Raw genomic sequence first — 25,848 nt, 5'->3', positions numbered from 1 at the left:
CGTGCGGCTAAAGTGCATCAAACTGGCGGGGTTCAAATCCTTCGTCGACCCGACCACGGTGAACTTCCCCAGTAACATGGCGGCAGTGGTCGGGCCCAATGGCTGCGGCAAGTCGAACATCATCGACGCCGTACGCTGGGTGATGGGCGAGAGCTCGGCAAAAAACCTGCGTGGCGAGTCGATGACCGACGTCATCTTCAACGGCTCCACCAGCCGCAAGCCGGTGAGCCAGGCCAGCATCGAACTGGTGTTCGACAACTCCGACGGCACCCTGGTCGGCGAATACGCGGCCTATGCGGAAATCTCCATCCGCCGCAAGGTCACGCGCGACAGCCAGAACAGTTACTTCCTCAACGGCACCAAGTGCCGACGCCGGGACATTACCGACATCTTCCTCGGTACCGGCCTGGGCCCGCGCAGCTATTCGATCATCGAACAGGGCATGATCTCCAAGCTGATCGAAGCCAAGCCCGAAGACCTGCGCAACTTTATCGAGGAGGCGGCCGGCATCTCCAAGTACAAGGAGCGCCGCCGCGAGACTGAAAACCGTATCCGCCGCACCCATGAAAACCTCGCCCGCCTCACCGACCTGCGCGAAGAGCTGGAGCGCCAGTTGGAGCGCCTGCACCGCCAGGCCCAGGCGGCCGAGAAGTATCAGGAATACAAGGGCGAAGAGCGCCAGCTCAAGGCGCAACTGTCGGCCCTGCGCTGGCAGGCGTTGAACGATCAGGTGGGCCAGCGCGAAGCGATCATCGGCACCCAGGAAATCAGCTTTGAAGCGCTGGTGGCCGAACAGCGCAATGCCGACGCCGCCATCGAGCGCCTGCGCGACGGGCACCATGACCTGTCCGAGCGCTTCAATCTGGTGCAGGGCCGTTTCTATTCGGTGGGCGGTGATATTGCCCGGGTCGAGCAAAGCATCCAGCACGGCCAGCAGCGCCTGCGTCAGTTGCAGGATGATCTGAAGGAAGCCGAACGCGCGCGCCTGGAGACCGAATCGCACCTGGGCCACGACCGCACCTTGCTGCTGACGTTGGGCGAAGAGCTGGACATGCTCACCCCCGAGCAGGAAATCACCAACGCCGCCGCCGAAGAGGCCGCCGCTGCGCTGGAAGAATCCGAAACCACCATGCACGGCTGGCAGGAGCAGTGGGACGCCTTCAACCTGCAATCCGCCGAACCGCGGCGCCAGGCCGAGGTGCAGCAGTCGCGCATCCAGCAACTGGAAACCAGCATGGAGCGCCTGGCCGAGCGCCAGCGTCGCCTGCAGGAAGAGCGCGTGCTGCTTGCCGCTGACCCGGAAGACGCGGCGATCATGGAGCTCAGCGAGCAACTGGCCGAAAGCGAAATGACGCTGGAGGAGCTGGAAGCCAGCGAAGAACAACAAGTGGAGCGCCTGGAGCAATTGCGTCAGCAACTGCAACAGGCGACCCAGGCCCAGCAGCAGGCCCAGGGCGATTTGCAGCGGCTCAATGGCCGGCTGGCGTCCCTTGAAGCCTTGCAGCAAGCGGCGTTGGACCCAGGCACCGGCACCGCCGAATGGCTGCGTGATCAGCACCTGGCCGAGCGTCCGCGCTTGGCCGAAGGCTTGAAAGTTGAAGCCGGTTGGGAGCTGGCCGTAGAGACCGTTTTAGGCGCCGACCTGCAAGCCGTGCTGGTGGATGATTTCGGCGGCTTCGACCTGGCCGGTTTTGCCCAGGGTGATCTGCGTCTGCTCAGCCCCGCCGCTGATGGCACGCGAGTGCCGGGAAGCCTGCTGGATAAGGTCGAGGCGGCGATTGACCTGTCGCCGTGGCTGGGCCAGGTCAGGCCGGTGGACTCCCTGGAGCAGGCCCTGGCCCGGCGTGGTCAACTGGCTGGCGGCGAAAGCCTGATCAGCCGCGACGGTTACTGGGTCGGCCGCCACTTCCTGCGGGTGCGCCGTGCCAGTGAAGCGGAAAGCGGCGTTCTGGCCCGTGGCCAGGAAATCGTCAACTTGATCGCCGAGCGTGAAGAGCGCGAAGCTACCTTGGAAAGCCTCGAAACCGAACTGCAAACCCTGCGCGCCACCCAGCGCCAGCAAGAGACCGGCCGCGAACACCTGCGCCGCCTGTTGCAGGACGAAGCGCGCCAGCAAGGCGAATTGAAAGCCCAGCTTTCCGCGAGCAAAGCCAAGGCCGAGCAACTGACCCTGCGCCGTACCCGTCTCGATGAGGAAGTGGCCGAGATGGGCGAGCAGCGCGCCCTGGAACACGAGCAGATCGGCGAAGCGCGCCTGCAATTGCAGGAAGCCCTCGACAGCATGGCCCTGGACACCGAGCAGCGCGAATTGCTGCTGGCCCAGCGTGACAGCCTGCGCGAGCGCCTTGATCGTGTGCGCCAGGAAGCCCGCCAGCACAAGGACCACGCCCATCAGTTGGCCGTGCGCCTGGGTTCGCTCAAGGCCCAGCACAATTCCACAGCCCAGGCCCTTGAGCGCCTGGAGATGCAGTCCGAACGCCTGACCGAAAAACGCGAGCAACTGAGCCTCAACCTGGAGGAGGGCGAAGCGCCGCTGGAAGAGCTGCGCCTCAAGCTTGAAGAGTTGCTCGACAAGCGCATGACCGTCGACGAAGAACTCAAGACCGCACAGATCGCCCTGGAAGACGCCGACCGCGAACTGCGCGACGCAGAAAAACGCCGGACCCAGGCCGAGCAGCAATCCCAGCTGATTCGCGGCCAGCTCGAGCAACAGCGCATGGAATGGCAAGCCCTGACCGTGCGCCGCAAGGCCCTGCAAGACCAATTGCTCGAAGACGGCTACGACTTGCACGGTGTGCTCAATACCTTGACCGCCCAGGCCAGCGAGAAAGAAGCCGAGGAAGAACTTGAACGGATTGCCGCACGTATCCAGCGACTGGGCGCGATCAACCTCGCGGCCATCGATGAATACCAGCAGCAGTCCGAGCGCAAACGTTATCTGGATGCCCAGGACGCCGACCTGGTAGAAGCCCTGGACACCCTGGAAAACGTAATCCGCAAGATCGACAAGGAAACCCGTAATCGCTTCAAAGATACCTTTGATCAGATTAATGGCGGTTTACAGGCGTTATTCCCGAAAGTTTTCGGTGGTGGCAGCGCTTACTTGGAACTGACGGGCGAAGATCTACTCGATACAGGGGTAACGATCATGGCGCGGCCTCCGGGCAAGAAGAACAGCACCATCCATTTGTTGTCCGGCGGCGAAAAAGCCCTGACCGCATTGGCCCTGGTGTTTGCCATCTTCAAGTTGAACCCGGCGCCGTTCTGCATGCTCGATGAAGTTGATGCACCATTGGATGACGCTAACGTTGGACGCTATGCGCGACTGGTCAAGGAGATGTCCCAGACGGTGCAGTTCATCTATATCACCCACAACAAGATCGCCATGGAAATGGCTGATCAGTTGATGGGGGTGACAATGCATGAACCGGGTTGTTCACGTTTGGTCGCGGTGGATGTCGAAGAAGCGATGGCGATGGTGGAATCCTGAGCTGCGCCATGAGAGAAAGTTTTCCGCGCGATGTCAGGTGATTTACCGGCCGAGTGAAAGTGGCAAATGGACATATTTGTTCAAGGCATTTTGACAGACGGTGTAAAGTTATCTTTGGTCGTGCTAGTTTAATGTCAATTTTTCGTATGCGTGGGCAAAACGTCAGTCAGAACATAGAGTTGGCGCCACGTTTTAAAGCGGTTTGCACGGTGCTAAACCCCTTATTTTTCAGCATTTTTTATTAGAGGCACGGGATTACATGGAAATCGGTCTGCGCGAGTGGCTGATCGTCATCGGCATCATTGTCATTGCCGGTATTCTTTTTGATGGCTGGCGCCGCATGCGCGGTGGCAAGGGCAAGCTCAAATTCCGTCTGGACCGCAACCTGTCCAACTTGCCCGACGACGACGGCAGCGCCGAGCTGCTGGGGCCGCCCCGTGTGCTGGATACCCACAAAGAACCGCAATTGGACGAGCATGATTTGCCGTCGATGAGCGCGCCGCTGCGTGAAGCCCGCGAGCCGTCCTCCAAGCGTGGCAAACGCGCCAGTGCAGCCGCTGCCGAACCGCATCAGGGTGACCTGAACCTCGATGTCGATGAAGGCCCGAGCTTCAGCAGCCGTGATGACGATTTCCCGGATGAAAACGCCGGCAAGAATGCGCCGCGCCAATCGGTCAACGATCAGCCTGCCGCTGAAGAAGTGCTGGTGATCAGCGTGATCTGCCGCGACGCCGCCGGCTTCAAGGGCCCGGCCCTGTTGCAGAACATCCTCGAAAGCGGCCTGCGCTTTGGCGAGATGGATATTTTCCACCGCCACGAAAGCATGGCCGGCAACGGCGAAGTGCTGTTCTCCATGGCCAACGCGGTCAAGCCAGGCACCTTCGACCTGGACGACATCGACCTGTTCAGCACGCCGGCGGTGAGTTTCTTCCTCGGCCTGCCGGGCCCGCGTCATCCGAAACAAGCGTTCGACGTGATGGTGGCCGCCGCCCGCAAGCTGTCCCAGGAACTCAACGGCGAGCTCAAGGATGACCAACGCAGCGTCCTGACCGCCCAGACCATCGAACACTACCGTCAGCGCATCGTCGAGTTCGAGCGTCGCGCCCTGACACAGAAACGCTGAGGATTGGTTTCCAGCGTTGTCATTAGAATAAGCGCACCAACATTTGAGCAGCTTCGGCTGCTCTTTTGCTTTATGAGAGAACACCCATGACCGCCGCCCACACCCGCATCCTCGAACTGCGCGCTGAACTGGATCAGCACAACTACCGTTACCACGTCCTCGACGAACCGAGCATTCCGGACGCCGAGTACGACCGGCTGTTCCACGAGCTCAAGGCCCTGGAGGCCGAGCATCCGGACCTGGTGACGCGGGATTCGCCGACGCAGCGGGTCGGCAGTGCGGCGTTGTCAGCCTTTACCCAGGTACGCCATGAGATCCCGATGCTCAGCCTGGGCAACGCGTTTGATGAAAACACCATGCTCGAGTTCGATCGCCGGGTCACCGAGGGTCTTGACCTGCCGGTGGGCGACCTGTTTGGCGGTGGCGCAGCGGTGGAATACAGTTGCGAGCCGAAGCTGGATGGCCTCGCGGTCAGCCTGCTTTATCAGGATGGCGAGTTGGTACGCGGCGCCACCCGAGGTGACGGCACCACTGGCGAGGACATCAGCGTCAACGTGCGTACCGTGCGCAATATCCCCTTGAAACTGCATGGCAGCGGCTGGCCGGCGACCCTGGAAGTGCGCGGCGAAGTGTTCATGTCCAAGGCCGGTTTCGAGCGGCTCAACGCCTCGCAACTGGAACTCGGCGGCAAGACCTTCGCCAACCCGCGTAATGCGGCGGCGGGCAGCTTGCGTCAGCTGGATTCGAAGATCACCGCCAGTCGTCCGCTGGAGTTCTGCTGCTACGGCATCGGCCAGGTGACCGGGGATATCAGCGACACCCATATCGGTAACTTGAAGCAACTGCAGAAGTGGGGCATGCCCATCAGCCATGAGCTGAAACTGGCCAAGGGCATCCAGGAGTGCTTGGACTATTACCGCGATATCGGCGAGCGACGTAACAGCCTGCCCTATGAAATCGACGGCGTGGTGTTCAAGGTCAACAGCATCGCCTCCCAGCGTGAACTGGGCTTTCGCGCCCGCGAACCGCGCTGGGCCATCGCGCACAAATTCCCGGCCATGGAAGAACTCACCGAGTTGCTCGACGTGGAGTTCCAGGTCGGCCGCACCGGCGCCGTGACGCCGGTGGCGCGCTTGAAACCGGTCAAGGTCGCGGGCGTCACCGTGTCCAACGCCACCCTGCACAACATGGATGAAGTCGCGCGCCTGGGCTTGATGATCGGCGATACCGTGATCATCCGCCGTGCCGGGGATGTGATCCCGCAGGTTGTCTCCGTGGTCACCGAGCGCCGCCCGGAACACGCCCGTGCGGTGCAGATTCCCGAAAGCTGCCCGGTGTGCGGTTCCCATGTGGAGCGCACGCAACTGGTCAAGCGCAGCAAGGGCAAGGAAACCGTCAGCGAAGGCGCGGTGTACCGCTGCGTCGGGCGCCTGGCCTGTGGTGCCCAGCTCAAGCAGGCGATTATCCATTTCGTCTCGCGCCGGGCCATGGACATTGACGGGCTCGGTGACAAAACCATCGAGCAACTGGTGGATGAAAAACTCATCGGTTCGCCGGCCGACCTCTACAAACTCAAGTACGAGCAGATCATCGACCTGGAAGGCTTTGCCGATATCTCCAGCAAGAAACTGATCACTGCCATCGAAAACAGCAAGACCCCGACCCTGGCGCGCTTTATCTACGCACTGGGCATTCCCGACGTGGGCGAAGAGACGGCCAAGGTGCTGGCGCGCTCCCTGGCGTCCCTTGAGCGTGTGCAGAAGGCCTTGCCGGAAGTGTTGACGTACCTGCCGGATGTGGGCCTGGAAGTGGCCCATGAGATCCACAGCTTCTTCGAAGACAGCCACAACCAGGAAGTGATCGGCGCGTTGCTGTCGCCTGATGAATGCGGCCTGCAATTGCAGGATCAGGGTGAGCTGAGCGCCGAGTTCGCCGCCAGTACCACCTTGGGCGGCTTCCTCGACAAGCTGCACGTACCCTCCGTCGGCCCCGGCGCCGCGCAGAAACTTGCGGACAAGTTCGGCAGCCTGGAAGGTGTGATCAAGGCGGACTGGCTCGACATGCGCCAGGCGCTGCCGGAGAAGCAGGCCAAGGCTGTGCGCGACTTCTTTGATAACCCGGACAACGCCAGCCGCGCCGTGGCGATTGAGCAGCAGCTCAAGGACTTCGGCATGCATTGGCAGAGCGAGAAGAAGGTGGTCGAAGGCCTACCCGAGGCAGGGCATACCTGGGTGCTCACCGGCTCCCTGGAGTTGATGAGCCGCGACGTGGCCAAGGACAAGCTCGAAAGCCTCGGCGCCAAGGTGGCCGGCTCCGTGTCGGCCAAGACCCATTGCGTCGTGGCCGGGCCGGGTGCCGGCTCCAAGTTGGCCAAGGCCAGCGAACTGGGGTTGAAGGTGCTGGACGAAGAGGCCTTTGTCGCGTTCCTTGCCAAACACAACATTTCGGTCTGACACGGCGCCGATGGTGAGCGGGCTTGTCGAATCGTCGCACCGCCCGCGCCGGGCTGCGAAGCCGCCCTTGAAGAAAGTGGAACGATCCTGAGTCCCAAATGATCTAGTCTCAGTCACCCAGGGAGAGATCGCCATGTTCCGCTACTTCGAGCAACTCAGCTCGCGCATCGCCGCACCGTTCATGGCCGAAACCTCGCGTAACAGCAAGGTGTGGCAGTGCCGGTGCGGGCAAGCGCTGTTCTTTCGCAACAGCCAATGCCTGGCTTGCCAGGCGCTGCTGGGTTATCAGCCGCAGCAAAGCCGCTTGTCCTCTCTGCAGCCGGGGCCTGTGGAAGGCACTTGGCTACAGGACGACAACCTCGATGCCGGCGCCTTCCGCCGCTGTGCCAATCTCGACACCGCGGCGGCCTGCAACTGGCTGATTCCCGCCCACAGCACCGCACCGTTGTGTGTGGCGTGCAGCCTCAACCGCACCATCCCCGACCTGTCGATCCCGGAGAACCCCGAGCGCTGGCGCAAGGTGGAGACCGCCAAGCGTCGGCTGGTGGCACAGTTGATCAGCCTGGGCCTGCAAGTGGTGCCCAAGAGCGTCGACGAGGACAGCGGCCTGGCTTTCGACTTCGTCGGCATCGACCTGGAAGGCAACGCGCCCATGACCGGGCATGCCAACGGCCTGATCACCCTCGACATCAAGGAAGCCGACGACGCCCACCGCGAAAAAATCCGCGTGCAGATGCGCGAACCCTACCGCACCTTGCTGGGCCACTTTCGCCATGAGGTCGGCCACTATTACTGGGATCGCCTGATCGCCAACAGCCACTGGATGGAGCCTTTTCGCAGCCTGTTCGGCGACGAACGCGCCAGTTATGCCGACGCGCTCGATCAGCACTACCAGAACGGCCCACGCCCCGACTGGCAGCAGACCTGCGTCAGTGCCTACGCCACCATGCACCCCTGGGAAGACTGGGCCGAAACCTGGGCCCACTACCTGCACATGATGGACGCTGTCGACACCGCCCTGGGCTTTGGCATGAGCGCCCGTGAGATGGACCTGGATTACCAGCCATTCCCCCTCACCACCCTCTATGACCCCGAACATCCCGGCGGCGTGGCATTCCTGTCCTTCGTCAACGCCTGGATCGAACTGGCCGGCATGCTCAATGAGCTGTCCCGCGCCATGGGCCAGCCGGACTTCTACCCGTTCGTGCTGCCACCGGCGGTGATTGCCAAGCTGCACTTCATCCACCTGGTGATCCAGGAAGAGGGTGGCCGGGCGGACGAGGTGTTGCAGGCACAATGATGAACCCCTGTGGGAGGGGATGCTGACGGCCGTGGCAAGTGCTTGAACCCCTTCATATTTTTAATCCGTCGCCAACGGTTGTAACTTCCGATGAGATCGGTACAATGGCCCCGCTTGCCGAGAGGCCAGCGTCGTTATGGTGACCCCATCGGTCCCCCCGCAACGATTACCCGTGAACCTGGTCAGAGCCGGAAGGCAGCAGCCACAGCGGGAACATTGTGTGCCGGGGTGTGGCTGGTGGGGTTGCCTCCATAACGCTCTTCCTTGCAGTCCTCCTTCGATTCAAATTCAAATGACCTGTTTTCAGTCAACTGCCGATGTTTTATTGCGCGGTCGATGATGGTTGTTTCACAACTTTCCAACACCCCTCTGGACAACCCCAAACCGCCTTGTTAGTTTCCGCCGGCCACTTGTTACAGAGTATGACGAGGGCGCTGACTTGATATTGAAGTGCTATCACTTCTTTAACTAACAAGGATGTCTGTGATGAAAAGCCTGCAAGGGTTACCCCGTCTTATCAGTGCCTCGGTAGGTGCGCCGGGTAAAGCCCGCAACTTACCCGCCGATGTGCAGTGCATCCAGTATTTATTCAATCTGATCATTCCCAAGATGGGTTTCCCGCTGGCCGAAAACGGCAAGTGCGATGGCCAGTTGGTACAGTGCATCAGCCAATACCAGTTTCGCCACCTCAAGTATGCCCATCCCGATGGCGTGGTCGACCCCACCGGTCGCACGTTCAATAGCCTGATCGAAGAAGCGGTGAAGGTACCGGTGAAGGCCTTCCCGACGATGCGCATCCCGAGTTTTCTCAATGCATTCGGCAACAATCAGGGCGATGCGGTGCAGGCCACGGTCAATGTGTACCTGGACCGCATGCGCGCGATGATCGAGGCCGAGCGACGTAACCGGCAGTTGATGCTCCAGGCCACGTGCGACGGGGGTATGACCCTCAGCGAAACGGACTTTCAGAATGCCGCCACGCAGTTGGGCAGCGGTATTTCGGTGAATATCATCAAGGCCTTCGCCACCGTGGAATCAGGTGGGCGTTCCGGGTTCGGGCCGGCCAAGTTGCCGGTGATCGCGTTTGAAGGGCACTTGTTTCGCAAGTATACCAAGCACATCTACGACCAGGCGCACCCGCTGCTGTCCTACCCCTACAAGAAAAAGGCCGGGCCGCAGTGGCAGGCCAATAACAAGGACCAGGCCAAGGCTTGGGAAACCATGGCCACCGCGTTTGCGCTGGATCAGGAAGCTGCACTCATGTCGGCTTCGTGGGGCATGTTCCAGATCATGGGTTTTAACTTCGCCTCGTGCGGTTACAAGACGGTGTTTGAGTTTTCGGCAGCATTAAAGGTGAATGCCGGCAACCAACTAAAAGCGTTCCTCGGTTTTTGCAGCAAGAGCCCGGCATTGATGAAGGCCATGAAAGCCAAGGATTTTACCGGCATGGCACGTAACTATAACGGCGAGGACTACGGCAACTACGACGTCCTTATGCAAAAAGCCTACGAAAAACTTGAAGGGAAAAAATAGGATGATCCGTTTTCTAGCGATAGGTGTGTTGTCGTTGTGCGCCGCGGGCCCTGCGTTGGCCGGTTCGGCTGCGTTGCATTCGGGCAAGTACGAAGGGCTGATGCTGGCGGTGACGCCGGAGCATCAGGTCGAAGGGTTCTATTCGGAAGCCATGGGCGAGGGCGTCACCCGCCGTTGCGCGTTTTACCTGCAAGGCAAGCCTGAGGCGCTCACCACGTGGCTTGACGAGGCTCATCCCGGCAGCCTGGCGCCTTCGTCCGATGGCGTGACCCTCACGGTGGAAGAGGGCCGCCAGCACCCCGGCTGCCTGAATGTGCTGATGCCGGAGATTGCCACCGGCCTGGACCTGACCCAGACCGCCAGCAAACAATGGATCGGCCTGGTGACGGTATCCGCCGACAAGGCTTACCTGCTGAAAACCCCAGGCGCCAAGGCCGCCAAGCGTCCGTATATCGTCAAGCGCGATGTGGTCGGTGTTCTGGCCTTCAAGGACGGCTGGGCCCAGGTCGAGTTCATCAATGCCGACGACCGCTCGTTCAGCGGCTGGATCAGCCAGGATCAATACAGTCGACTGGTCGCGCCCAACTGAGTCATCCCAATCGCCGCAGTGTGCCGGGCACGCTGCGGCGTTTTTGTGCCTGGGGTTCAGGCCTTGTTGCGGTTGAACAGCTTGCGAATCACTGCGAGCAGCGCCACTACGCCGATCACCAGGAACTTCTTCGCAGCCAGCAGGAAGATACCGATCTTGGCAAATAGCCCGGCCTTGGCGGCGATCCCACCAGCAACCAACGCGGCGAGGCCGTAAGTGGCAAGCTTGTCGGTTTTCGGGTTGAAGTCGGTATAGAGGTTGCCGTCGGTGAAGTTGGTAAAGGCCAGCACCTTAGGCAATTCCTGCTGGATGGTGGCCAGGTCGGCCATGGCGGCCACAGCGTTGAGTTCCAGTACGCCTTCACGGCCCAACACGCGGATGCTGTAGTTGAGGGTGTTCTGGTCGGCGTCGTCAGCCTTCAGTTCGCGGGCCCAATACATCTTGTGGGTGGTGTCGTCGTAGCGCGGTGGCTCGGCCCAGCCCAGCAGGTGCAGGCCGGCGTAGCCTTGTTTCTGGCGCTCCTTGTTCTCTGCTTCGTCTTCTTCCTGCATTTGCTTGAGCAGGTCGGCGTAGTCGATTTTTGCCGCATCTTCGTCGGAGATGTGCCCATCTGCCTTGTAGCTGACGATCACGCCCCAGCCGCGTTCCGACAATGGGCTGACGGCTTTGGGCACGATCATGCCCAGGGTCTTGAAGCCCGGCGGGTTGCCCCAGCCATCGGTCAGCAAGCGCTCGGTATCGGCGGGGTCGAGGTAGTAGAACTCGTCGGTGAGCTTGAGGGTGGCGATGCCGCTGGGCAGGGTGACCGTGCCGGTCTTTTGGTTGAGTGACGCCAGAAAGTGCTCGGCTGTTTCGGCGGGGGCACTGGTTTCAACGGGGGCAGGCGAGGCAGCAGCAACGGCAGGTGCGGCAGGCAGGCTCAGAGCAGCCGCCGCCAACAACAGGCGGAAGTAATTCATGGTAGTCCCTTACATTTTGAATTAATTTCGCTGGAGGATAACCGAAACAACATGTTGCGAGTTAGCCAAAAGTCTCCCGCAACAGCTCGGCAAACGCATCCCGGGCCAGATGCCGCTGGGTGTCCTTGTGCCAGAACAACAGGTTATCCACGGCCGCCAGCTCTTCAAATCGATAGGACGCCAGCTGGTTGGCCTGCTCATAGCGGGCCAGGATGCCCTCTGGCGCCAACGCTACGCCAATCCCCGCGCTGACGCAGCCGATGATCGTGCCCCAGCTGGCATAACTGGCGATGATCGGCTTGAAGTCATGGGGCTTGACCCAGTTTTCCAGGGCGGCGCGATACGGGCAACCGGGTGGCCATACCAGCAGGGTGCGGCCGGCGAGGTCCTCGGCGCCACTGATGGGGGCGCTGGACGCGCTGGCGATCAGCACCAGGCGCTCGCTGTAGACCACGCTGTGTTCGAGCTTGGTGCGTTTGTTGCCGGCGGCCACCAGCGCCACATCCAGGCGGTGGTGTTGCAGGTCGTCGAGCAACGGGCCCCAGGCGCCGGTCACCAGTTCCAGGCTGACATCGGGGTAGCGCCGGTGATACTCCGCCAGCAGGGGCGGCAAACGCCCGCTGGCGCTGGACTCCACCGCGCCGATACGCAAGGTGCCGCGGGGAATGGCATTGGCGCCCACGGCGCGTTTGGACTCATCCACCAGCGCCAGGATGCGCTCGCAGTAATCCAGGAAAATCTCACCGGCGGCACTGATGGCCAGTCCACGCCCGGCCCGGATGAATAGCGGTGTGCCCAACTCGCCTTCCAGCTGCTTGATGCGCGTGGTGATGTTGGACGGCACGCAATGCAGCAGCACGGCCGCCTGGGCCACGCTGCCGGTTTGTGCCACGGCTCGCACCATTTTCAATTGGGCCAGTTCCATTGCTCAGTTCCAGTGATTGCAGAAGTCAGAAACGGTTAATTGTCGTGCGCCTTGCCCGGGCCAAGACTGACGGCCCTCCTTCCCGGTTTCTGGACGCCGTCGATGAATACCCCTTCACCTGTAAAGCTTACGCTAGTCATCGCCAGCGTCATCCTGTGTTGGGCCTATTCGCCGATTGGCGTGCACATCGGGCTGCACAGCTACAGTCCCGGCCAATTGGCGTTGTTAAGGTTTTTGATTGCCTCGCTGTTCATGGGCGGTGTGGCACTGGTGATGGGCATCGGCCGGCCGCGCCTGCGGGATGTTCCGTGGTTGCTGGTGCTGGGGTTCTTCGGCGTGTTCCTGCATCACACCAGTCTCAATTATGGGCAGCAATGGGTGACGGCAGCGGCGTCCAGCGTCCTGGCGCAGTCGGCGCCGTTGTTCAGTGTGCTGATCGCGTTTTTGTGCCTGAAGGAGCGAGTCAGTGCCTGGCGCTGGGGCTGCGTCTTGCTGGGGCTGCTCGGCGTGCTGGTGGTGATCTGGGGGGATCAGGGGCTGGGTGAGATCGACCCGCGTGGCTTGTTGATCCTGCTGGCGGCGGTGTCGTGGAGCGTGTACTTCGCCCTGCAGAAGCACTATGCCCACCGCTACAGTCCGCTGACCATGGCGTGCTACATGGTGTGGGCGGGCACCCTGATGCTGTGTGTGAACCTGCCGGGCCTGCCGGCTGCAGTGGTGCAGGCGCCGTTGGCGGAGAATGTGGCGGTGCTGGTGCTCGGCATTTTCCCCAGCGCCTTGGCGTATCTGGCCTGGGGGTATGTGTTGAAGCATGTGGAGGTCAGCCGCGCGTCGGTGGCGATGTACCTGATCCCGCCGGTGGCAATGGTGATGGCCGCGACGTTGCTGGGCGAACACATTGCCGTGCAGGTGATGCTGGGCGCTGTGATCGTGCTGGCCAGTGTGGCGGCCATCAGCCTGGAGGGGCGCTGTCGGTCAGTCGTTCAGGCAAAACGCGCGCAAGCGGTGGCCGTCGAGGTCCTGGGCGACGAAGGTGTAGCCGAAGTCCATGGGCGTCGGTGACTGGACAATGATGGCGCCCTGTTCTGCCCATTGGTCGTGCAACGCGTCCACGGCGGCCGTGTCGGGCAGCGAGAAGCCCACTTCACCGCCACCGCCTGTGAACCGGGCTGCCGGCTCGACAGTATGACGCGACCACAGCCCGAGCTTTACGCCGTTGTCCAGAATGAACAGGGCAAAGGTCGGGTTCAATTCGACCGGCGGCTTGCCCAGCAGGCGGCTATAGAAATTGGCACTGGTGGCCGGGCTGTCGACGTACAGCAGGAAGTAATGGGCGAGGGTGTTCATGTGGGCTCCTTGAGAACGGGCGTGGTGTGGCGCCGAGTCTATAAGGAGTGCCTGTCAGTTTTTGTCAGGAGCGTGCAGGGGGACCGGGTCTTCGCCAGTGTATAGCTTGATGATGTCGTCGATTTCGCCGGACATTTTCATCCGCAGCAAGGTGCGCAGGATCTTTTGGGCCGGCACGTCGGGATCGTTGCGCACGATGCAGCCGAGGTTTTGCTCCTCAATCAGCGCAACTTTGTGCAAGCGCTGGCTGATCGGCATTTTCTGGTTGAAACGGTCGACGATCCATTCATTGCTCACCGCGTAGTTGAATCGCCCCGCCACCAGCTTGTGCAGCACCTGTTCTTCGCTGCGGGCGTCGTCGCGGGTGAGTTGGCCGCTGGCAAACAGTGGGTCGAGGGCGCCATAGCGATAGTTGAGCACCGTGCCGATCGGCTGGGGTGTCAGCTTGAGCACCTGCACCGGCTGGTTGCGCACACTGACCAGCACATTGCGCTGCACCATTAAAGGCAAGCTCCAGATGTAGTCGCCGGACAGGTTGTCGACCCACGCGTGGGTGACATAACAGCGCACATCAATATCCCCGTGGCCCATGGCTGTGGCGATACGGGCGCGGGCCAGCACGTGGAATTCCGCCGGCTGGCCGACCTGGGTGGCCAGGCTCAGCATCAAATCATACAAAATCCCCTGTGTAGGCCGGCCGTTCTCGACCTGCACCATGGGCATCGCCCAACTGTCGGAAACCGAGAAACGCAGCGGTGCAGGCGCCGCCAGGCAAGCCGTGGTCATCATCCATAAAGCGCCCAGGACTACGCGCATACACTCTCCGGGTTCAGGCCTTTTCGGGGCCAGTCAGCAGAGCTTAGTCAGATTAGGCGAGCGTGCCGGATGCAATTTCCCCCTTGCTCCGCTAGCATTACCCGCTTCCGCTTCCCAGTTGCGACGGTTTTCGATGAGTTATCAGGTTCTTGCACGTAAATGGCGTCCGCGCTCGTTCCGCGAAATGGTCGGCCAGACCCATGTGCTCAAGGCTCTGATCAATGCCTTGGACAGCCAGCGGCTGCACCACGCCTACCTGTTCACCGGTACCCGGGGAGTGGGCAAGACCACCATTGCGCGCATCATCGCCAAATGCCTGAACTGTGAAACCGGTATCACCTCGACGCCCTGCGGCACCTGCTCGGTGTGCCGCGAGATCGACGAAGGGCGTTTCGTCGACCTGATCGAGATCGACGCCGCGAGCCGCACCAAGGTCGAAGACACCCGCGAGCTGCTCGACAATGTGCAGTACGCGCCCAGCCGTGGCCGCTTCAAGGTCTACCTGATCGACGAAGTGCACATGCTTTCCAGCCATTCCTTCAACGCCTTGTTGAAAACCCTGGAAGAGCCGCCGCCCTACGTCAAATTCATCCTGGCCACCACCGACCCGCAGAAACTGCCTGCAACGATCTTGTCGCGGTGCCTGCAGTTCTCCCTGAAGAACATGACCCCCGAGCGCGTGGTGGAGCATTTGACCCACGTGCTGGGCGTTGAGAACGTACCGTTCGAAGACGACGCACTGTGGCTGCTGGGCCGCGCCGCCGATGGCTCGATGCGCGATGCCATGAGCCTCACCGACCAGGCCATTGCCTTTGGTGAAGGCAAGGTCATGGCTGCCGATGTGCGCGCCATGCTCGGCACCCTGGACCACGGCCAGGTGTTCGACGTGCTGCATGCGCTGATCGAGGGCGATGCCAAGGCGTTGCTCGAAGCCGTGCGCCACCTGTCGGAGCAAGGCCCGGACTGGAACGGCGTGCTCTCGGAAATCCTCAATGTGCTGCACCGCGTCGCCATCGCCCAGGCGTTGCCGGAAGGTGTCGACAACGGCCATGGCGACCGTGACCGCGTGTTGGCCCTGGCCCAGGCGTTGCCGGCCGAAGACGTGCAGTTCTACTACCAGATGGGCCTGATCGGTCGTCGCGACTTGCCTTTGGCGCCCGACCCACGCGGAGGCTTCGAGATGGTCCTGCTGCGGATGCTGGCCTTCCGGCCGGCGGATTCGGCGGACGCACCGAGACAGCCGCTAAAGCCAGTGGGGATCAGCCAGGCCACAGTTGATTCCGCCAAACCAGTGGCTGGCGCGGCGGTGGTCGCGCCAGTGGTTGCTGCCCCTGTTGCACCGGCGCCTGAGCCGGCAGCGGTGGTGGCGGCAGCGGTGGTTGAGCCGGAACCGGTTGTCGAGCCCGAGCCTGTCGTCGACCTGCCCTGGAATGACCCGGTAGACGCTGAGGTCGAGGTTGAACAGCAGCCCTATGTCGAGCCCGTCCTGGAAACCGTCGGTGAGCAGCCTGAGCTGACGCCGATGCCTGCGCCGACGCCGGACAGCGTGGTACCGGCCGCCCCCGAGTGGGTGACGGCCCCGGTTCCCGAGCCGACTGTGGCCCAGGTCGAAGCCGCAACCCCGGGCATCGACCTCGACGACGAACCGCCGCTGGACGAAGACTACATCGAGCCGGACATGGATTCGGCCTACAGCTACCTGGACGACCTGGCCAGCGAGCACACCGCCGAGCCTGCCCCGGAACCCGAGGTGGAGCCCGCTGCGGCACCAGCCACCGGCCTGGCCCTGCAATGGCTGGAGCTGTTCCCGAAACTGCCGATTTCCGGCATGACCGGCAGCATCGCCGCCAACTGCACCCTGATCGCCATCGATGGCGACCACTGGCTGTTGCACCTGGACCCGGCCCACAGTGCGCTGTTCAACGCGACCCAGCAGCGGCGCCTCAACGACGCCCTGAACCAGTACCATGGGCGCACGCTGACCATCGCTATCGAGTTGATCAAGCCCGAGCAGGAAACCCCGGCCCAGGCTGCCACCCGCCGGCGTATCAACCGCCAGCGGGAGGCTGAGGACTCGATCCACGGCGATCCGCTCATCCAGCAAATGATGCAGCAGTTCGGTGCGGTCGTTCGCCAAGATACAATTGAACCTGTCGAAGCTCCGGTGCCCCAGGCGTCCTGACACCGGGCTATTCATTGATCCACGTACTTTTGAGGTGATTCCCATGATGAAAGGTGGCATGGCCGGCCTGATGAAGCAGGCGCAGCAGATGCAGGAAAAGATGGCCAAGATGCAGGAAGAGCTGGCCAACGCCGAAGTCACCGGTAAAGCCGGTGGCGATATGGTCAGTGTGGTGATGACCGGTCGTCACGACATCAAGCGCGTGAGCATCGACCCAAGCGTATTGCCAGGCGTGGGCGAAGATGACCTGGAAATGCTGGAGGCGCTGTTCGCCGCGGCCGTCAACGACGCCGTGCGCAAGATCGAAGCCAACAGCCAGGACAAAATGTCCGGCGTGACCGCCGGCATGCAACTGCCACCGGGCATGAAGCTGCCGTTCTGATCGCCAGGCTTTAGCTAGACTCCAATGCCAGGCCTCGTGCCTGGCATTTTTGTTTGTGCCAATCCAATCGAACCCTGGCGCGGCACCCATGGTCTGCACCCTATACCGATAGATTCGATCAAGGAGCCCTTCATGCCTCACGAACCGACTTTGAACCAGCGCATTGTCCTGGTCTCACGCCCTCAAGGCGCACCCACGCCGGAAAACTTCCGCCTGGAACGGGTGACCTTGCCGGAATTGGCAGACGGCCAGGTCCTGCTGAAGACGCTCTACCTCTCCCTCGACCCTTATATGCGCGGGCGCATGAGCGACGCACCGTCCTACGCCGCGCCGGTGGAAATCGACGAGGTGATGACCGGCGGGGCTGTCAGCCGTGTCGAGCAATCGCGTAATCCGAAATTCGAGGTGGGTGATCTGGTCGTCGGCGCCACCGGTTGGCAGAGCCACAGCATTTCCGACGGCCGCAACCTGATCCCGGTGCCCAATGGCCTGGCCAGCCCGTCCATGGCCCTGGGGGTACTGGGCATGCCGGGCATGACCGCCTACATGGGCCTGATGGACATCGGCCAGCCGAAAGCCGGAGAAACCCTGGTGGTGGCGGCTGCCTCCGGCGCGGTGGGTTCGGTGGTCGGCCAGGTGGCCAAGCTCAAGGGCCTGCGTGTGGTCGGGATTGCGGGCGGTGCCGAGAAGTGCCGCTATGTGGTGGACGAATTGGGTTTTGATGCCTGCATCGACCACAAAAGCGCAACGTTTGCCGACGACTTGGCCCAGGCCTGCTTCAAGGGCGTGGACATTTATTTCGAAAACGTCGGTGGCAAGGTGTTCGACGCCGTGCTGCCGTTGCTCAACCCCAAGGCGCGCATCCCCCTGTGCGGGCTGATCGCCGGCTATAACGCCCATGAAGCGCCCAGCGGGCCTGACCGCTTGCCGGCGCTGCAACGCACGTTGTTGACCAAGCGTGTACGGATCCAGGGCTTTATCGTGTTTGACGACTACGGTGATCGCCAGCCGGAGTTCCTCAGCGCCATGGCGCCGTGGGTACGCGACGGCAAGATCAAGTTCCGCGAAGACGTGGTCGAGGGCCTGGAGCAGGCGCCCGAAGCCTTTATCGGTTTGCTGGAAGGGCGCAACTTCGGCAAGTTGGTGGTACGGGTCGCGCAGGATTGAGCATTTGACGCTAATCCGAGGCGCGGGTATAAACCGCGTCTCGTTGTTTTGACGGACCACTCGCCCATGAGCTTCAGCCCCCTGATTCGCCAACTGATCGACGCCCTGCGCACGTTGCCGGGTGTCGGCCAGAAAACCGCCCAACGCATGGCGCTGCAACTGTTGGAGCGTGATCGCAGCGGCGGTACCCGGCTGGCCCAGGCCTTGAGCCAGGCCATGATCGGGGTGGGTCACTGCCGCCAGTGTCGGACCCTCACCGAAGAAGAACTCTGCCCGCAATGCGCCGACCCGCGCCGCGACGACACGCTGCTGTGCGTGGTGGAAGGGCCGATGGATGTGTACGCGGTAGAGCAGACTGGTTATCGCGGGCGCTACTTCGTGCTCAAGGGCCACCTCTCGCCGCTCGATGGGCTGGGGCCGGAGGCCATCGGCATTCCGCAGTTGGTGGCGCGTATTGAGGAGCAGGGCACCTTTACCGAGGTGATCCTGGCCACCAACCCGACCGTGGAAGGTGAAGCCACCGCGCATTACATCGCCCAACTGCTGAGCAACAAAGGCCTGTTCACTTCGCGAATCGCCCATGGCGTGCCGCTGGGGGGCGAGTTGGAGTTGGTGGACGGCGGCACGTTGGCGCATTCGTTCGCCGGTCGTAAACCGATCGCGCTCTAACGATCAGCGCAGGATCAAATGTGGGAGGGGCAGTGCGGCGAATCCACTTGCCCCTGATAGCGTCAGTCCGCGCAACCGTTACCGCTCGGTGAGGGCAAAGCGGGTCAGGCAAAACGTCGGGATGCCCATGTCTTCCAGGCGTTGCGAGCCGCCGAGTTCCGGCAGGTCAATGATCGCCGCCGCTTCAAAGATCTTCGCCCCCATGCGTCGCACCAGGTTGGCCGCCGCGATCAAGGTACCGCCCGTGGCGATCAGGTCATCGAACATCAGCACCGAATCACCTTCGCACAGGCTGTCGGCATGCACTTCGAGGAAGGCCTCGCCGTATTCGGTCTGGTAACCCTCGGACAGCACGTCAGCCGGCAGCTTGCCCTGCTTGCGGAACAGGATCAGCGGCTTGTTCAGTTGGTAGGCGATGATCGAGCCGATCAGGAAGCCGCGCGCATCCATCGCGCCGATATGGCTGAAATCGGCCTCGACATAGCGATGGGCAAAGGTGTCAGCCACCAGGCGCAGGGCCTTGGGCGATTGGAACAGCGGTGTGATGTCACGAAAGATCACCCCAGGCTTGGGGAAGTCGATGACCGGGCGGATCAGGGATTTGATGTCGAACGAATCGAAAGTCATCGTCGAAGAGTCCTGGGCGGAAAACGGACTCGAAGTATACCTGCGGCCTCACCGATTGGCGCGGCCGCAAGCGTCTGCATCAGCCTTCCAAGGAACCACCGGCGAGTGCGCACAGCTGGATCGGGTCGAGGATGTGCACTTCCTTGCCTTCGGCGGCCAGCAGTTCGCTCTGCTGGAAGCGGGTAAACACACGGGATACGGTTTCCACTGCCAGGCCCAGGTAATTGCCGATTTCGTTGCGCGACATGCTCAGGCGGAACTGGTTGGCCGAGAAACCACGGGCACGGAACCGCGCCGACAGGTTGACCAGGAAGGTGGCGATGCGCTCGTCGGCGGTTTTCTTCGACAACAGCAGCATCATCTGCTGGTCGTCACGAATCTCGCGGCTCATCACGCGCATCAACTGACGGCGCAGTTGTGGCAATTGCAGGGCCAGTTCGTCCAGGCGCTCGAAGGGGATTTCGCACACCGACGTGGTTTCCAGGGCCTGGGCCGACACCGGGTGAATCTCGGTGTCCATGCCCGATAACCCGACCAGCTCGCTGGGCAGGTGGAAACCGGTGATCTGCTCTTCGCCGCTGTCGCTCAGGCTGAAGGTCTTCAGCGCGCCCGAACGTACTGCATAGACGGAATCGAACTTGTCCCCCTGGCGAAACAGAAACTCGCCTTTCTTCAGCGGGCGACCGCGTTTAACGATTTCGTCCAACGCTTCCATGTCTTCCAGATTCAGCGAAAGTGGCAGGCAGAGGGGAGCCAGGCTGCAATCCTTGCAGTGAGCCTGGCTGTGAGCGCGCAGTTTGACTGGCTCGGACATTTCTTAAATCCTTGTGGGAAAACACACATAATACGTAAGGGTACCGCACTGGTGGGCAGTGAAGCCAGCCTGTACAAAAAACAAGCAACGGTATAAAGCTTTTTGTACCGATGCCGATACAGTTGCACATCTACCCTTCGGAGCTCGGATCATGTCTGTTATCGCGGCTTACAACCCTGCCATCCGTGTACCCAGCGTGCAGGACTTGAAGCCCGCTGCCGAGGCCGAGGAAAAGCTGCCCGTGACCGCGCCGGCGCCTGAAACCAAGGTGATTGAAGGGGTGACGGTGACTATTTCCGCCGCAGCGTTCAAGGCGGCCGGGGCGCCCAAAAGCGCGAATGCCGATATCGACGACAGCGGCCTGGACGATAACGTCAAGCAGGTGCTGAAAATGATCCGCAAGCTGAAACAGCAGATCGCCGAGAAAATGGCTGAGCTTCAGGCGATCGCGGCAGACAAAAGCTTGACCCCGGAGCAGGCCCGGGCCAAGACCGCCAATGTGCAAGGCGCGATCAGTTCGTTGCAGGCAGGTTTGATGACGGCCCAGACCTCTCTGGCCAAAGCGATGAAGACCATGAGCGCCGATGACGCGCTCAAAGCCGCGTCGTTGTCGATGTAACTAGATCACCCGCGAAAACCGCTGCCGGTTCTGGTGCTCCAGATACGCATCGAACACCATGCAGACCGAACGCACCAGCAGCCGTCCGGCGGGCAGCACGCGAATGCCTTGGGCATCCAGTTCGATCAGGCCGTCTTGCGCCATCGCCTCAAGTTGCGGCCAGACCTCGTCGAAATACCCGCGAAAATCGATGTTGAACGCCTGTTCGATCTGCTCGAAGGCCAGGCTGAACGTGCAGATCAACTGCTGGATCACTTCCCGACGTAAGCGGTCGTCGGTGGTGCAGATCAAACCACGGCTGGTGGCCAGTTGGGCGTTGGCCAGGGCGTTCTGATAGCCGTTCAGGTCACTGCTGTTCTGGCAGTACAGGTCGCCGATCTGGCTGATGGCTGACACGCCGAGGCCGATCAGGTCGCAATGGCCGTGGGTGGTGTAGCCCTGGAAGTTACGTTGCAGCGTGCCTTCTTCCTGGGCAATGGCGAGTTCGTCGTCCGGCAGGGCGAAGTGGTCCATGCCGATATAGCGGTAGCCGGCCTGGGTCAGTTGCTCGATGGTGGTCTGCAGCATCAGCAGCTTGGATTCCGGCGACGGCAGTTCCTCGCTGTTGATCCGTCGTTGGGGCATGAAGCGTTCCGGCAGATGCGCGTAGTTGAACACCGACAGGCGGTCCGGCTGCAGCTTGATCACTTCCTCCACGGTGCGCGCGAAGTTGATCGGCGTCTGCTTGGGCAGGCCGTAGATCAGGTCGATATTGATCGAGCGAAACTGCAGGGTGCGCGCGGCGTCGATCACCGCGCGGGTTTCTTCCAGGCTTTGCAGGCGGTTGACCGCGCGCTGCACGTCCGGGTCGAGGTCTTGCAGGCCGATGCTCACACGGTTGAAGCCCAGTTCACGCAGCAGGCCCATGGTCGCCCAGTCGGCTTCGCGCGGGTCGATCTCGATGCTGTAGTCGCCGGAGTCGTCGTCGAGCAGATTGAAGTGCTGGCGCAGGCTGCCCATGACCTGGCGCAGTTCGTCGTGGCTGAGAAAGGTCGGGGTGCCGCCGCCGAAGTGCAGTTGTTCAACCGACTGTTTCGGGTCGAGGTGGCAGGCCACCAACTGAATCTCCTGCTCCAGGCGTTGCAGGTAGGCCTGGGCGCGGCCGCGGTCCTTGGTGATCACCTTGTTGCACGCGCAGTAGTAGCAAATGTTCGCGCAGAACGGCACATGCACATACAGCGACAACGGTCGCGTGGCCTTGCGGCTTTCGCGCAGGGCTTGGAGCAGGTCGAAGGTGCCGACCTGGCTGTCGAATTGTACGGCGGTGGGGTAGGACGTGTAGCGCGGTCCCGCCAGGTCGTAGCGGTGAATCAGATGTGAGTCCCAACGAATGGCGTCGAGCATGCGGGCATTCCCCGGATAGGCTAGTGAGCCGAGTCTAGGGGCGTGGCCGGTAGGGCATCTTGATTTGCATCAACGGGGAGCGGCGCTATGCCACATAGCCTTTTAATGGCCCATCAGCCAGTGCTGGTGCGGACCTGGCAGGGTCCAGATACCGAAAACAATCACCAGCAGGCCACCGGCCATCCGCACGCTGCGCTTGCGCAATAACGCGGTCACGCGTTCGGCCGCCAACCCGGTCGCCAGCAGTACCGGCCATGTGCCTAAGCCAAAAGCCAGCATCAGCAGCGCACTGTCCAGCGCATTACCCTGGCTGGCGGCCCACAGCAGGGTGCTGTAGACCAGCCCGCACGGCAACCAGCCCCACAGCGCGCCCAGCAGCAGCGCGCGGGGCAGGCTGGATACCGGCAGCAAACGGTTGGCGACGGGCTGTATGCAGCGCCACAGGCCGCGCCCGAGGCTTTCGATACGGGTGAGGCCGCTCCACCAACCGGCCAGGTACAGCCCCATGCAGATCAACAGCAACCCGGCGAGCACACGCATGAACAGGGCCGCCGGGCTGTTGGCCACCGCCCAGCCGGCCAGGCCGATCAATAACCCCGCGGTGGCATAGCTGAGGATGCGCCCCAGGTTGTACGCCAGCAGCAGGCGGAACCGGCGGCTGCGCTGTTCCTTGGGAATCGCCAGGGTCAGCGCGCCCATCAGCCCGCCGCACATGCCCAGGCAATGGCCGCCGCCCAGCAGGCCGAGGATCAGCGCAGAGACCAGCAGCGGCGCCAGCTCAAGCATGGGGTGGGGCTTTGGGCACGGGCGGTTGCTCGGGGCCGTTGGCTTCGTCGACGGCCGCCAGGTGGTTCGGGTCCTGGTCGTCGAACAGCACGCTGTGGGCCGGGCCGTCGAGGTCGTCGTACTGGCCGCTGTCCACCGCCCAGAAGAAGATGTAGATGGCCACGCCCACTAACAGCAGCGCCGCCGGAATCATCACGTATAGAGCTGGCATCTGCACTCCATGCCCGCGCGGCTCAAGCCGGCAGCGGACGGGTTACCAAAGGGGCGCTTCTGGCCTGCGCACTCGGCAGGCGAGTCAGGCGCAGGGCATTGAGCACCACGGTCAACGAACTGAGGGACATGCCGATCGCCGCCCAGATCGGAGTGATCCAACCGAGGGCGGCAAACGGCAGCATAAGGCCATTGTACAGTCCCGCCCACAGCAGGTTTTCAATGATCACCCGGCGGGTGCGCCGCGCCAGGGTGAAGGCTTGCACCAGGGCATCCAGGCGGTTGGACAGCAGCACCGCATCGGCGCTGGTCTTGGCCAGGTCTGTGGCCGAGCCCATGGCCACGCTGATGTCGGCGGCGGCCAGCACCGGCACATCGTTGACGCCATCGCCGAGCATCAGCACCTTGCGGCCTTCCTTGTGCAGTTGTTGCAGCACGTGGAGCTTGTCGTCTGGGCGTAGGCCGCCGTGGGCTTCATCGATACCCAGTTCAGCGGCGACGCTGGCGACCATCGGCGAACTGTCCCCCGACAGCAGCAGCGTGCGCCAACCACGCGCCTTGCAGGCGGCCAGCAGGGCAGGGGCATCGCTGCGCAGGCGGTCGTCGAGGACGAACCAGGCCAGGGCACCGTCGCCGTCGCCCAGCAGCAGCCATTGGCCGTCATCCTCCGGAGCGGCGGGAATCGGGCAACCACTGAGTGCACAAACAAACCCCGGCTGGCCGATGCGCAACTGGCGTGTGCCGACACGGCCTTCCAGGCCAAGGCCCGGGGAACTGAGCACCTCGTCGGCGGCCAGCGGCGCACGCCCGAAGGCGCGGGCAATCGGGTGTTCGGAGCGGTTTTCCAGGGCGGCGGCGAGGCCCAGGCACTGGTCGCTGTTCAAGGCGGCCAGCGGCCGGATCGCTTTCAACGCCAGGCGGCCTTCGGTGAGGGTGCCGGTCTTGTCGAAGATCACCGTGTCGATCTGGTTCAGGCCTTCGAGCACATGGCCACGGGTCAGCAATAGCCCGAGCTTGTGCAGGGTGCCGGTGGCGGCGGTGAGGGCGGTCGGCGTGGCCAGGGACAACGCGCAGGGGCAGGTGGCCACCAGCATTGCCAGCACGATCCAGAACGCCCGCGATGAATCCAGCTCCCACCACAACAGGCCGATCACCGCCGCGGCAATCAGCGAACACAACAGGAACCACTGCGCGGCGCGGTCGGCGATCTGCGCCAGGCGCGGCTTCTCGGCCTGGGCACGCTCCAGCAGGCGTACGATGGCGGACAGGCGGGTCTCGTGGCCCAGGGCGCGGACTTCGACGGTCAACGCGCCTTCGACGTTCAGCGTGCCGGCGGTGACGGCATCACCGGTTTGGCGCGGCAGCGGCAGGTACTCACCGGTGAGCAGCGATTCATCGATGCTGGAGCGGCCGTCGAGGATCACCCCATCTGCCGGCAGAACCGCGCCCGGATGCACCAGCACGCGGTCGCCCAGCACCAGTTCGCTCAAGAGAATGCGTTCGCTCTGGCCGTCACCTTTGAGGCGCAGGCATGAGGCGGGCAGCAGGTTGACCAGCTGCGCGGTGGCGGCGGCCGTGCGCTCCCGGGCACGGCGCTCCAGGTAGCGACCGGCCAGCAGGAACAGCGCAAACATGCCCACCGCATCGAAATACAACTCGCCCACGCCGGTGATTGCGGTCCAGATCCCGGCCAGGTAAGCCCCGCCAATGGCCAGGGACACCGACACGTCCATGGTCAGGTGACGCGTACGCACGTCGCGCATGGCGCCCTTGAAGAACGGCGCACAGCTGTAGAACACGATGGGGGTGGTCAGAAACATTGCCACCCAGCGCAGGATCACATGCAGCTCGGGGCTCAGGTCGATATTGAATTCCGGCCAGGTGGCCATGGTCGCCATCATCGCCTGGAACCACAGCAGTCCGGCGACCCCCAGCTGGCGCAGGGCCAGGCGGTTTTCGCTGGCCAGTTGCTCGGCCGCACGGTCTGCTTGATACGGGTGGGCGGCATAGCCGATATGGCGCAGTTCACTGAGCACCTGGCTCAACGGCAATTGCCCGTCGGCCCAGCGCACCTGCAGGCGATGGTTGGACAGGTTCAGCCGCGCCTCGGCCACGGCGGGCAGGCTGCGCAGGTGTTTTTCGATCAACCAGCCACAGGCGGCGCAACTGATGCCTTCCATCAGCAGGGTGGTTTCGGCGAGGTCGCCTTCGTGGTGCACGAAGGGTTTTTGCACGTCGGCGCGGTCATACAGCGCCAGTTCATCCACCAGTTGCACCGGCAGCGTCTCGGGGTTGGCCGAGGCTTCGCTGCGGTGCTGGTAATAGCTTTCCAGCCCACCGGCCACAATCGCTTCGGCCACGGCCTGGCAGCCGGGGCAGCACAGCTCGCGGCGCTCGCCGAGGATCACGGCGGTGAACCGACTGCCGGACGGGACGGGCAGGGCGCAGTGGTAGCAGGGGGTTGGGCTGGTCAT

General features: G+C 62.5%; 22 protein-coding genes and 1 other RNA gene. 13 read left to right on the top strand and 10 right to left on the bottom strand.

The window, feature by feature from the left end:
- Position 1: 1 nt before the first annotated feature.
- The 7 genes from smc to BFQ01_RS07075 all read left to right on the top strand — a co-directional run bounded on the left by smc (position 2) and on the right by BFQ01_RS07075 (position 10,488).
- Positions 2–3,490 carry a chromosome segregation protein SMC gene (gene smc, locus BFQ01_RS07105; protein ID WP_065924760.1) on the top strand — a complete coding sequence of 1,163 codons (3,489 nt, stop codon included), beginning with the start codon at positions 2–4 and terminating at the stop codon, positions 3,488–3,490.
- Between the two features lie 259 nt (positions 3,491–3,749).
- Positions 3,750–4,613 (top strand): cell division protein ZipA, encoded by an 864-nt coding sequence (gene zipA, locus BFQ01_RS07100; RefSeq protein ID WP_065924759.1) that lies wholly within the window; start codon positions 3,750–3,752, stop codon positions 4,611–4,613.
- Positions 4,614–4,699: 86 nt separating this feature from the next.
- Positions 4,700–7,066, top strand: a complete 2,367-nt coding sequence (gene ligA / locus BFQ01_RS07095) for an NAD-dependent DNA ligase LigA (RefSeq protein WP_065924758.1) — start codon at positions 4,700–4,702, stop codon at positions 7,064–7,066.
- A 133-nt stretch (positions 7,067–7,199) separates the two neighbouring features.
- The gene (locus tag BFQ01_RS07090; protein ID WP_065924757.1) at positions 7,200–8,366 is read left to right on the top strand and encodes a zinc-binding metallopeptidase family protein; all 1,167 of its coding nucleotides are present in this window, start codon (positions 7,200–7,202) and stop codon (positions 8,364–8,366) included.
- Between the two features lie 146 nt (positions 8,367–8,512).
- An RNA gene (gene ffs / locus BFQ01_RS07085) (signal recognition particle sRNA small type) lies at positions 8,513–8,609 on the top strand.
- 243 nt (positions 8,610–8,852) lie between these two features.
- A complete protein-coding gene (locus BFQ01_RS07080) occupies positions 8,853–9,899 on the top strand; it encodes an N-acetylmuramidase family protein (protein WP_065924756.1) in 1,047 nt (348 codons plus the stop codon).
- A 1-nt stretch (position 9,900) separates the two neighbouring features.
- On the top strand, positions 9,901–10,488 hold the full coding sequence (locus BFQ01_RS07075; protein WP_065924755.1) for a hypothetical protein: 588 nt from the start codon (positions 9,901–9,903) through the stop codon (positions 10,486–10,488).
- Between the two features lie 56 nt (positions 10,489–10,544).
- On the opposite strand, the gene BFQ01_RS07070 is transcribed toward BFQ01_RS07075, so the two are convergent.
- Both BFQ01_RS07070 and BFQ01_RS07065 read right to left on the bottom strand, forming a co-directional pair.
- Entirely contained in the window at positions 10,545–11,447 is a 903-nt protein-coding gene (locus BFQ01_RS07070; RefSeq protein ID WP_065924754.1) for a DUF2167 domain-containing protein, read from the bottom strand.
- Positions 11,448–11,508: 61 nt separating this feature from the next.
- Positions 11,509–12,372 (bottom strand): LysR family transcriptional regulator, encoded by an 864-nt coding sequence (locus BFQ01_RS07065; protein ID WP_065924753.1) that lies wholly within the window; start codon positions 12,370–12,372, stop codon positions 11,509–11,511.
- Positions 12,373–12,474: 102 nt separating this feature from the next.
- Between BFQ01_RS07065 and BFQ01_RS07060 the strand changes: the two genes are divergently transcribed.
- Positions 12,475–13,434 carry a DMT family transporter gene (locus BFQ01_RS07060; protein WP_065924752.1) on the top strand — a complete coding sequence of 320 codons (960 nt, stop codon included), beginning with the start codon at positions 12,475–12,477 and terminating at the stop codon, positions 13,432–13,434.
- Here the strand turns inward: BFQ01_RS07060 and BFQ01_RS07055 are convergent.
- Together BFQ01_RS07055 and BFQ01_RS07050 are read right to left on the bottom strand one after the other, a co-directional pair.
- Complete coding sequence (locus BFQ01_RS07055; protein ID WP_065924751.1) at positions 13,348–13,719, bottom strand: VOC family protein; 372 nt, start codon at positions 13,717–13,719, stop codon at positions 13,348–13,350. The genes BFQ01_RS07060 and BFQ01_RS07055 overlap by 87 nt on opposite strands.
- A gap of 54 nt (positions 13,720–13,773) precedes the next feature.
- Positions 13,774–14,535, bottom strand: coding sequence for a substrate-binding periplasmic protein (locus tag BFQ01_RS07050; protein WP_065924750.1), 762 nt, complete (start codon positions 14,533–14,535; stop codon positions 13,774–13,776).
- A 133-nt stretch (positions 14,536–14,668) separates the two neighbouring features.
- Between BFQ01_RS07050 and dnaX the strand changes: the two genes are divergently transcribed.
- The 4 genes from dnaX (at position 14,669) to recR (ending at position 18,935) form a co-directional block, all read left to right on the top strand.
- Positions 14,669–16,717 carry a DNA polymerase III subunit gamma/tau gene (gene dnaX / locus BFQ01_RS07045; RefSeq protein WP_065924749.1) on the top strand — a complete coding sequence of 683 codons (2,049 nt, stop codon included), beginning with the start codon at positions 14,669–14,671 and terminating at the stop codon, positions 16,715–16,717.
- A 43-nt stretch (positions 16,718–16,760) separates the two neighbouring features.
- Positions 16,761–17,099, top strand: a complete 339-nt coding sequence (locus BFQ01_RS07040) for a YbaB/EbfC family nucleoid-associated protein (protein WP_003193199.1) — start codon at positions 16,761–16,763, stop codon at positions 17,097–17,099.
- Between the two features lie 132 nt (positions 17,100–17,231).
- The gene (locus BFQ01_RS07035) at positions 17,232–18,266 is read left to right on the top strand and encodes an NADP-dependent oxidoreductase (protein WP_065924748.1); all 1,035 of its coding nucleotides are present in this window, start codon (positions 17,232–17,234) and stop codon (positions 18,264–18,266) included.
- Positions 18,267–18,332: 66 nt separating this feature from the next.
- On the top strand, positions 18,333–18,935 hold the full coding sequence (gene recR / locus BFQ01_RS07030; protein ID WP_065924747.1) for a recombination mediator RecR: 603 nt from the start codon (positions 18,333–18,335) through the stop codon (positions 18,933–18,935).
- A 78-nt stretch (positions 18,936–19,013) separates the two neighbouring features.
- Here recR and BFQ01_RS07025 read toward each other — a convergent pair whose 3' ends face one another.
- A complete protein-coding gene (locus tag BFQ01_RS07025; RefSeq protein WP_027603721.1) occupies positions 19,014–19,562 on the bottom strand; it encodes an adenine phosphoribosyltransferase in 549 nt (182 codons plus the stop codon).
- Between the two features lie 79 nt (positions 19,563–19,641).
- Positions 19,642–20,376 carry a fumarate/nitrate reduction transcriptional regulator Fnr gene (fnr, locus tag BFQ01_RS07020; protein WP_065924746.1) on the bottom strand — a complete coding sequence of 245 codons (735 nt, stop codon included), beginning with the start codon at positions 20,374–20,376 and terminating at the stop codon, positions 19,642–19,644.
- Positions 20,377–20,527: 151 nt separating this feature from the next.
- Here fnr and BFQ01_RS07015 point away from each other — a divergent pair, with 151 nt between their 5' ends.
- Positions 20,528–20,995 carry a hypothetical protein gene (locus tag BFQ01_RS07015; protein WP_083221141.1) on the top strand — a complete coding sequence of 156 codons (468 nt, stop codon included), beginning with the start codon at positions 20,528–20,530 and terminating at the stop codon, positions 20,993–20,995.
- Here BFQ01_RS07015 and hemN read toward each other — a convergent pair whose 3' ends face one another.
- From hemN to BFQ01_RS06995, 4 genes are all read right to left on the bottom strand, one after another.
- On the bottom strand, positions 20,996–22,378 hold the full coding sequence (gene hemN, locus BFQ01_RS07010) for an oxygen-independent coproporphyrinogen III oxidase (protein WP_065924745.1): 1,383 nt from the start codon (positions 22,376–22,378) through the stop codon (positions 20,996–20,998). It lies immediately after the preceding gene.
- 102 nt (positions 22,379–22,480) lie between these two features.
- On the bottom strand, positions 22,481–23,164 hold the full coding sequence (locus BFQ01_RS07005) for a sulfite exporter TauE/SafE family protein (protein ID WP_065924744.1): 684 nt from the start codon (positions 23,162–23,164) through the stop codon (positions 22,481–22,483).
- Entirely contained in the window at positions 23,157–23,375 is a 219-nt protein-coding gene (ccoS, locus tag BFQ01_RS07000) for a cbb3-type cytochrome oxidase assembly protein CcoS (protein ID WP_065924743.1), read from the bottom strand. Before ccoS ends, BFQ01_RS07005 begins: the two co-directional genes overlap by 8 nt.
- Before the next feature lie 22 nt (positions 23,376–23,397).
- Positions 23,398–25,848 (bottom strand): heavy metal translocating P-type ATPase, encoded by a 2,451-nt coding sequence (locus tag BFQ01_RS06995; protein ID WP_065924742.1) that lies wholly within the window; start codon positions 25,846–25,848, stop codon positions 23,398–23,400.

The sequence above is a fragment of the Pseudomonas sp. 8 R 14 genome (genome assembly GCF_900005955.1).
Lineage (GTDB): Bacteria > Pseudomonadota > Gammaproteobacteria > Pseudomonadales > Pseudomonadaceae > Aquipseudomonas > Aquipseudomonas marginalis.
The sequence above is the reverse complement of the archived record's forward strand: the minus strand, read 5'-3'. Positions and strand labels throughout refer to the sequence as shown.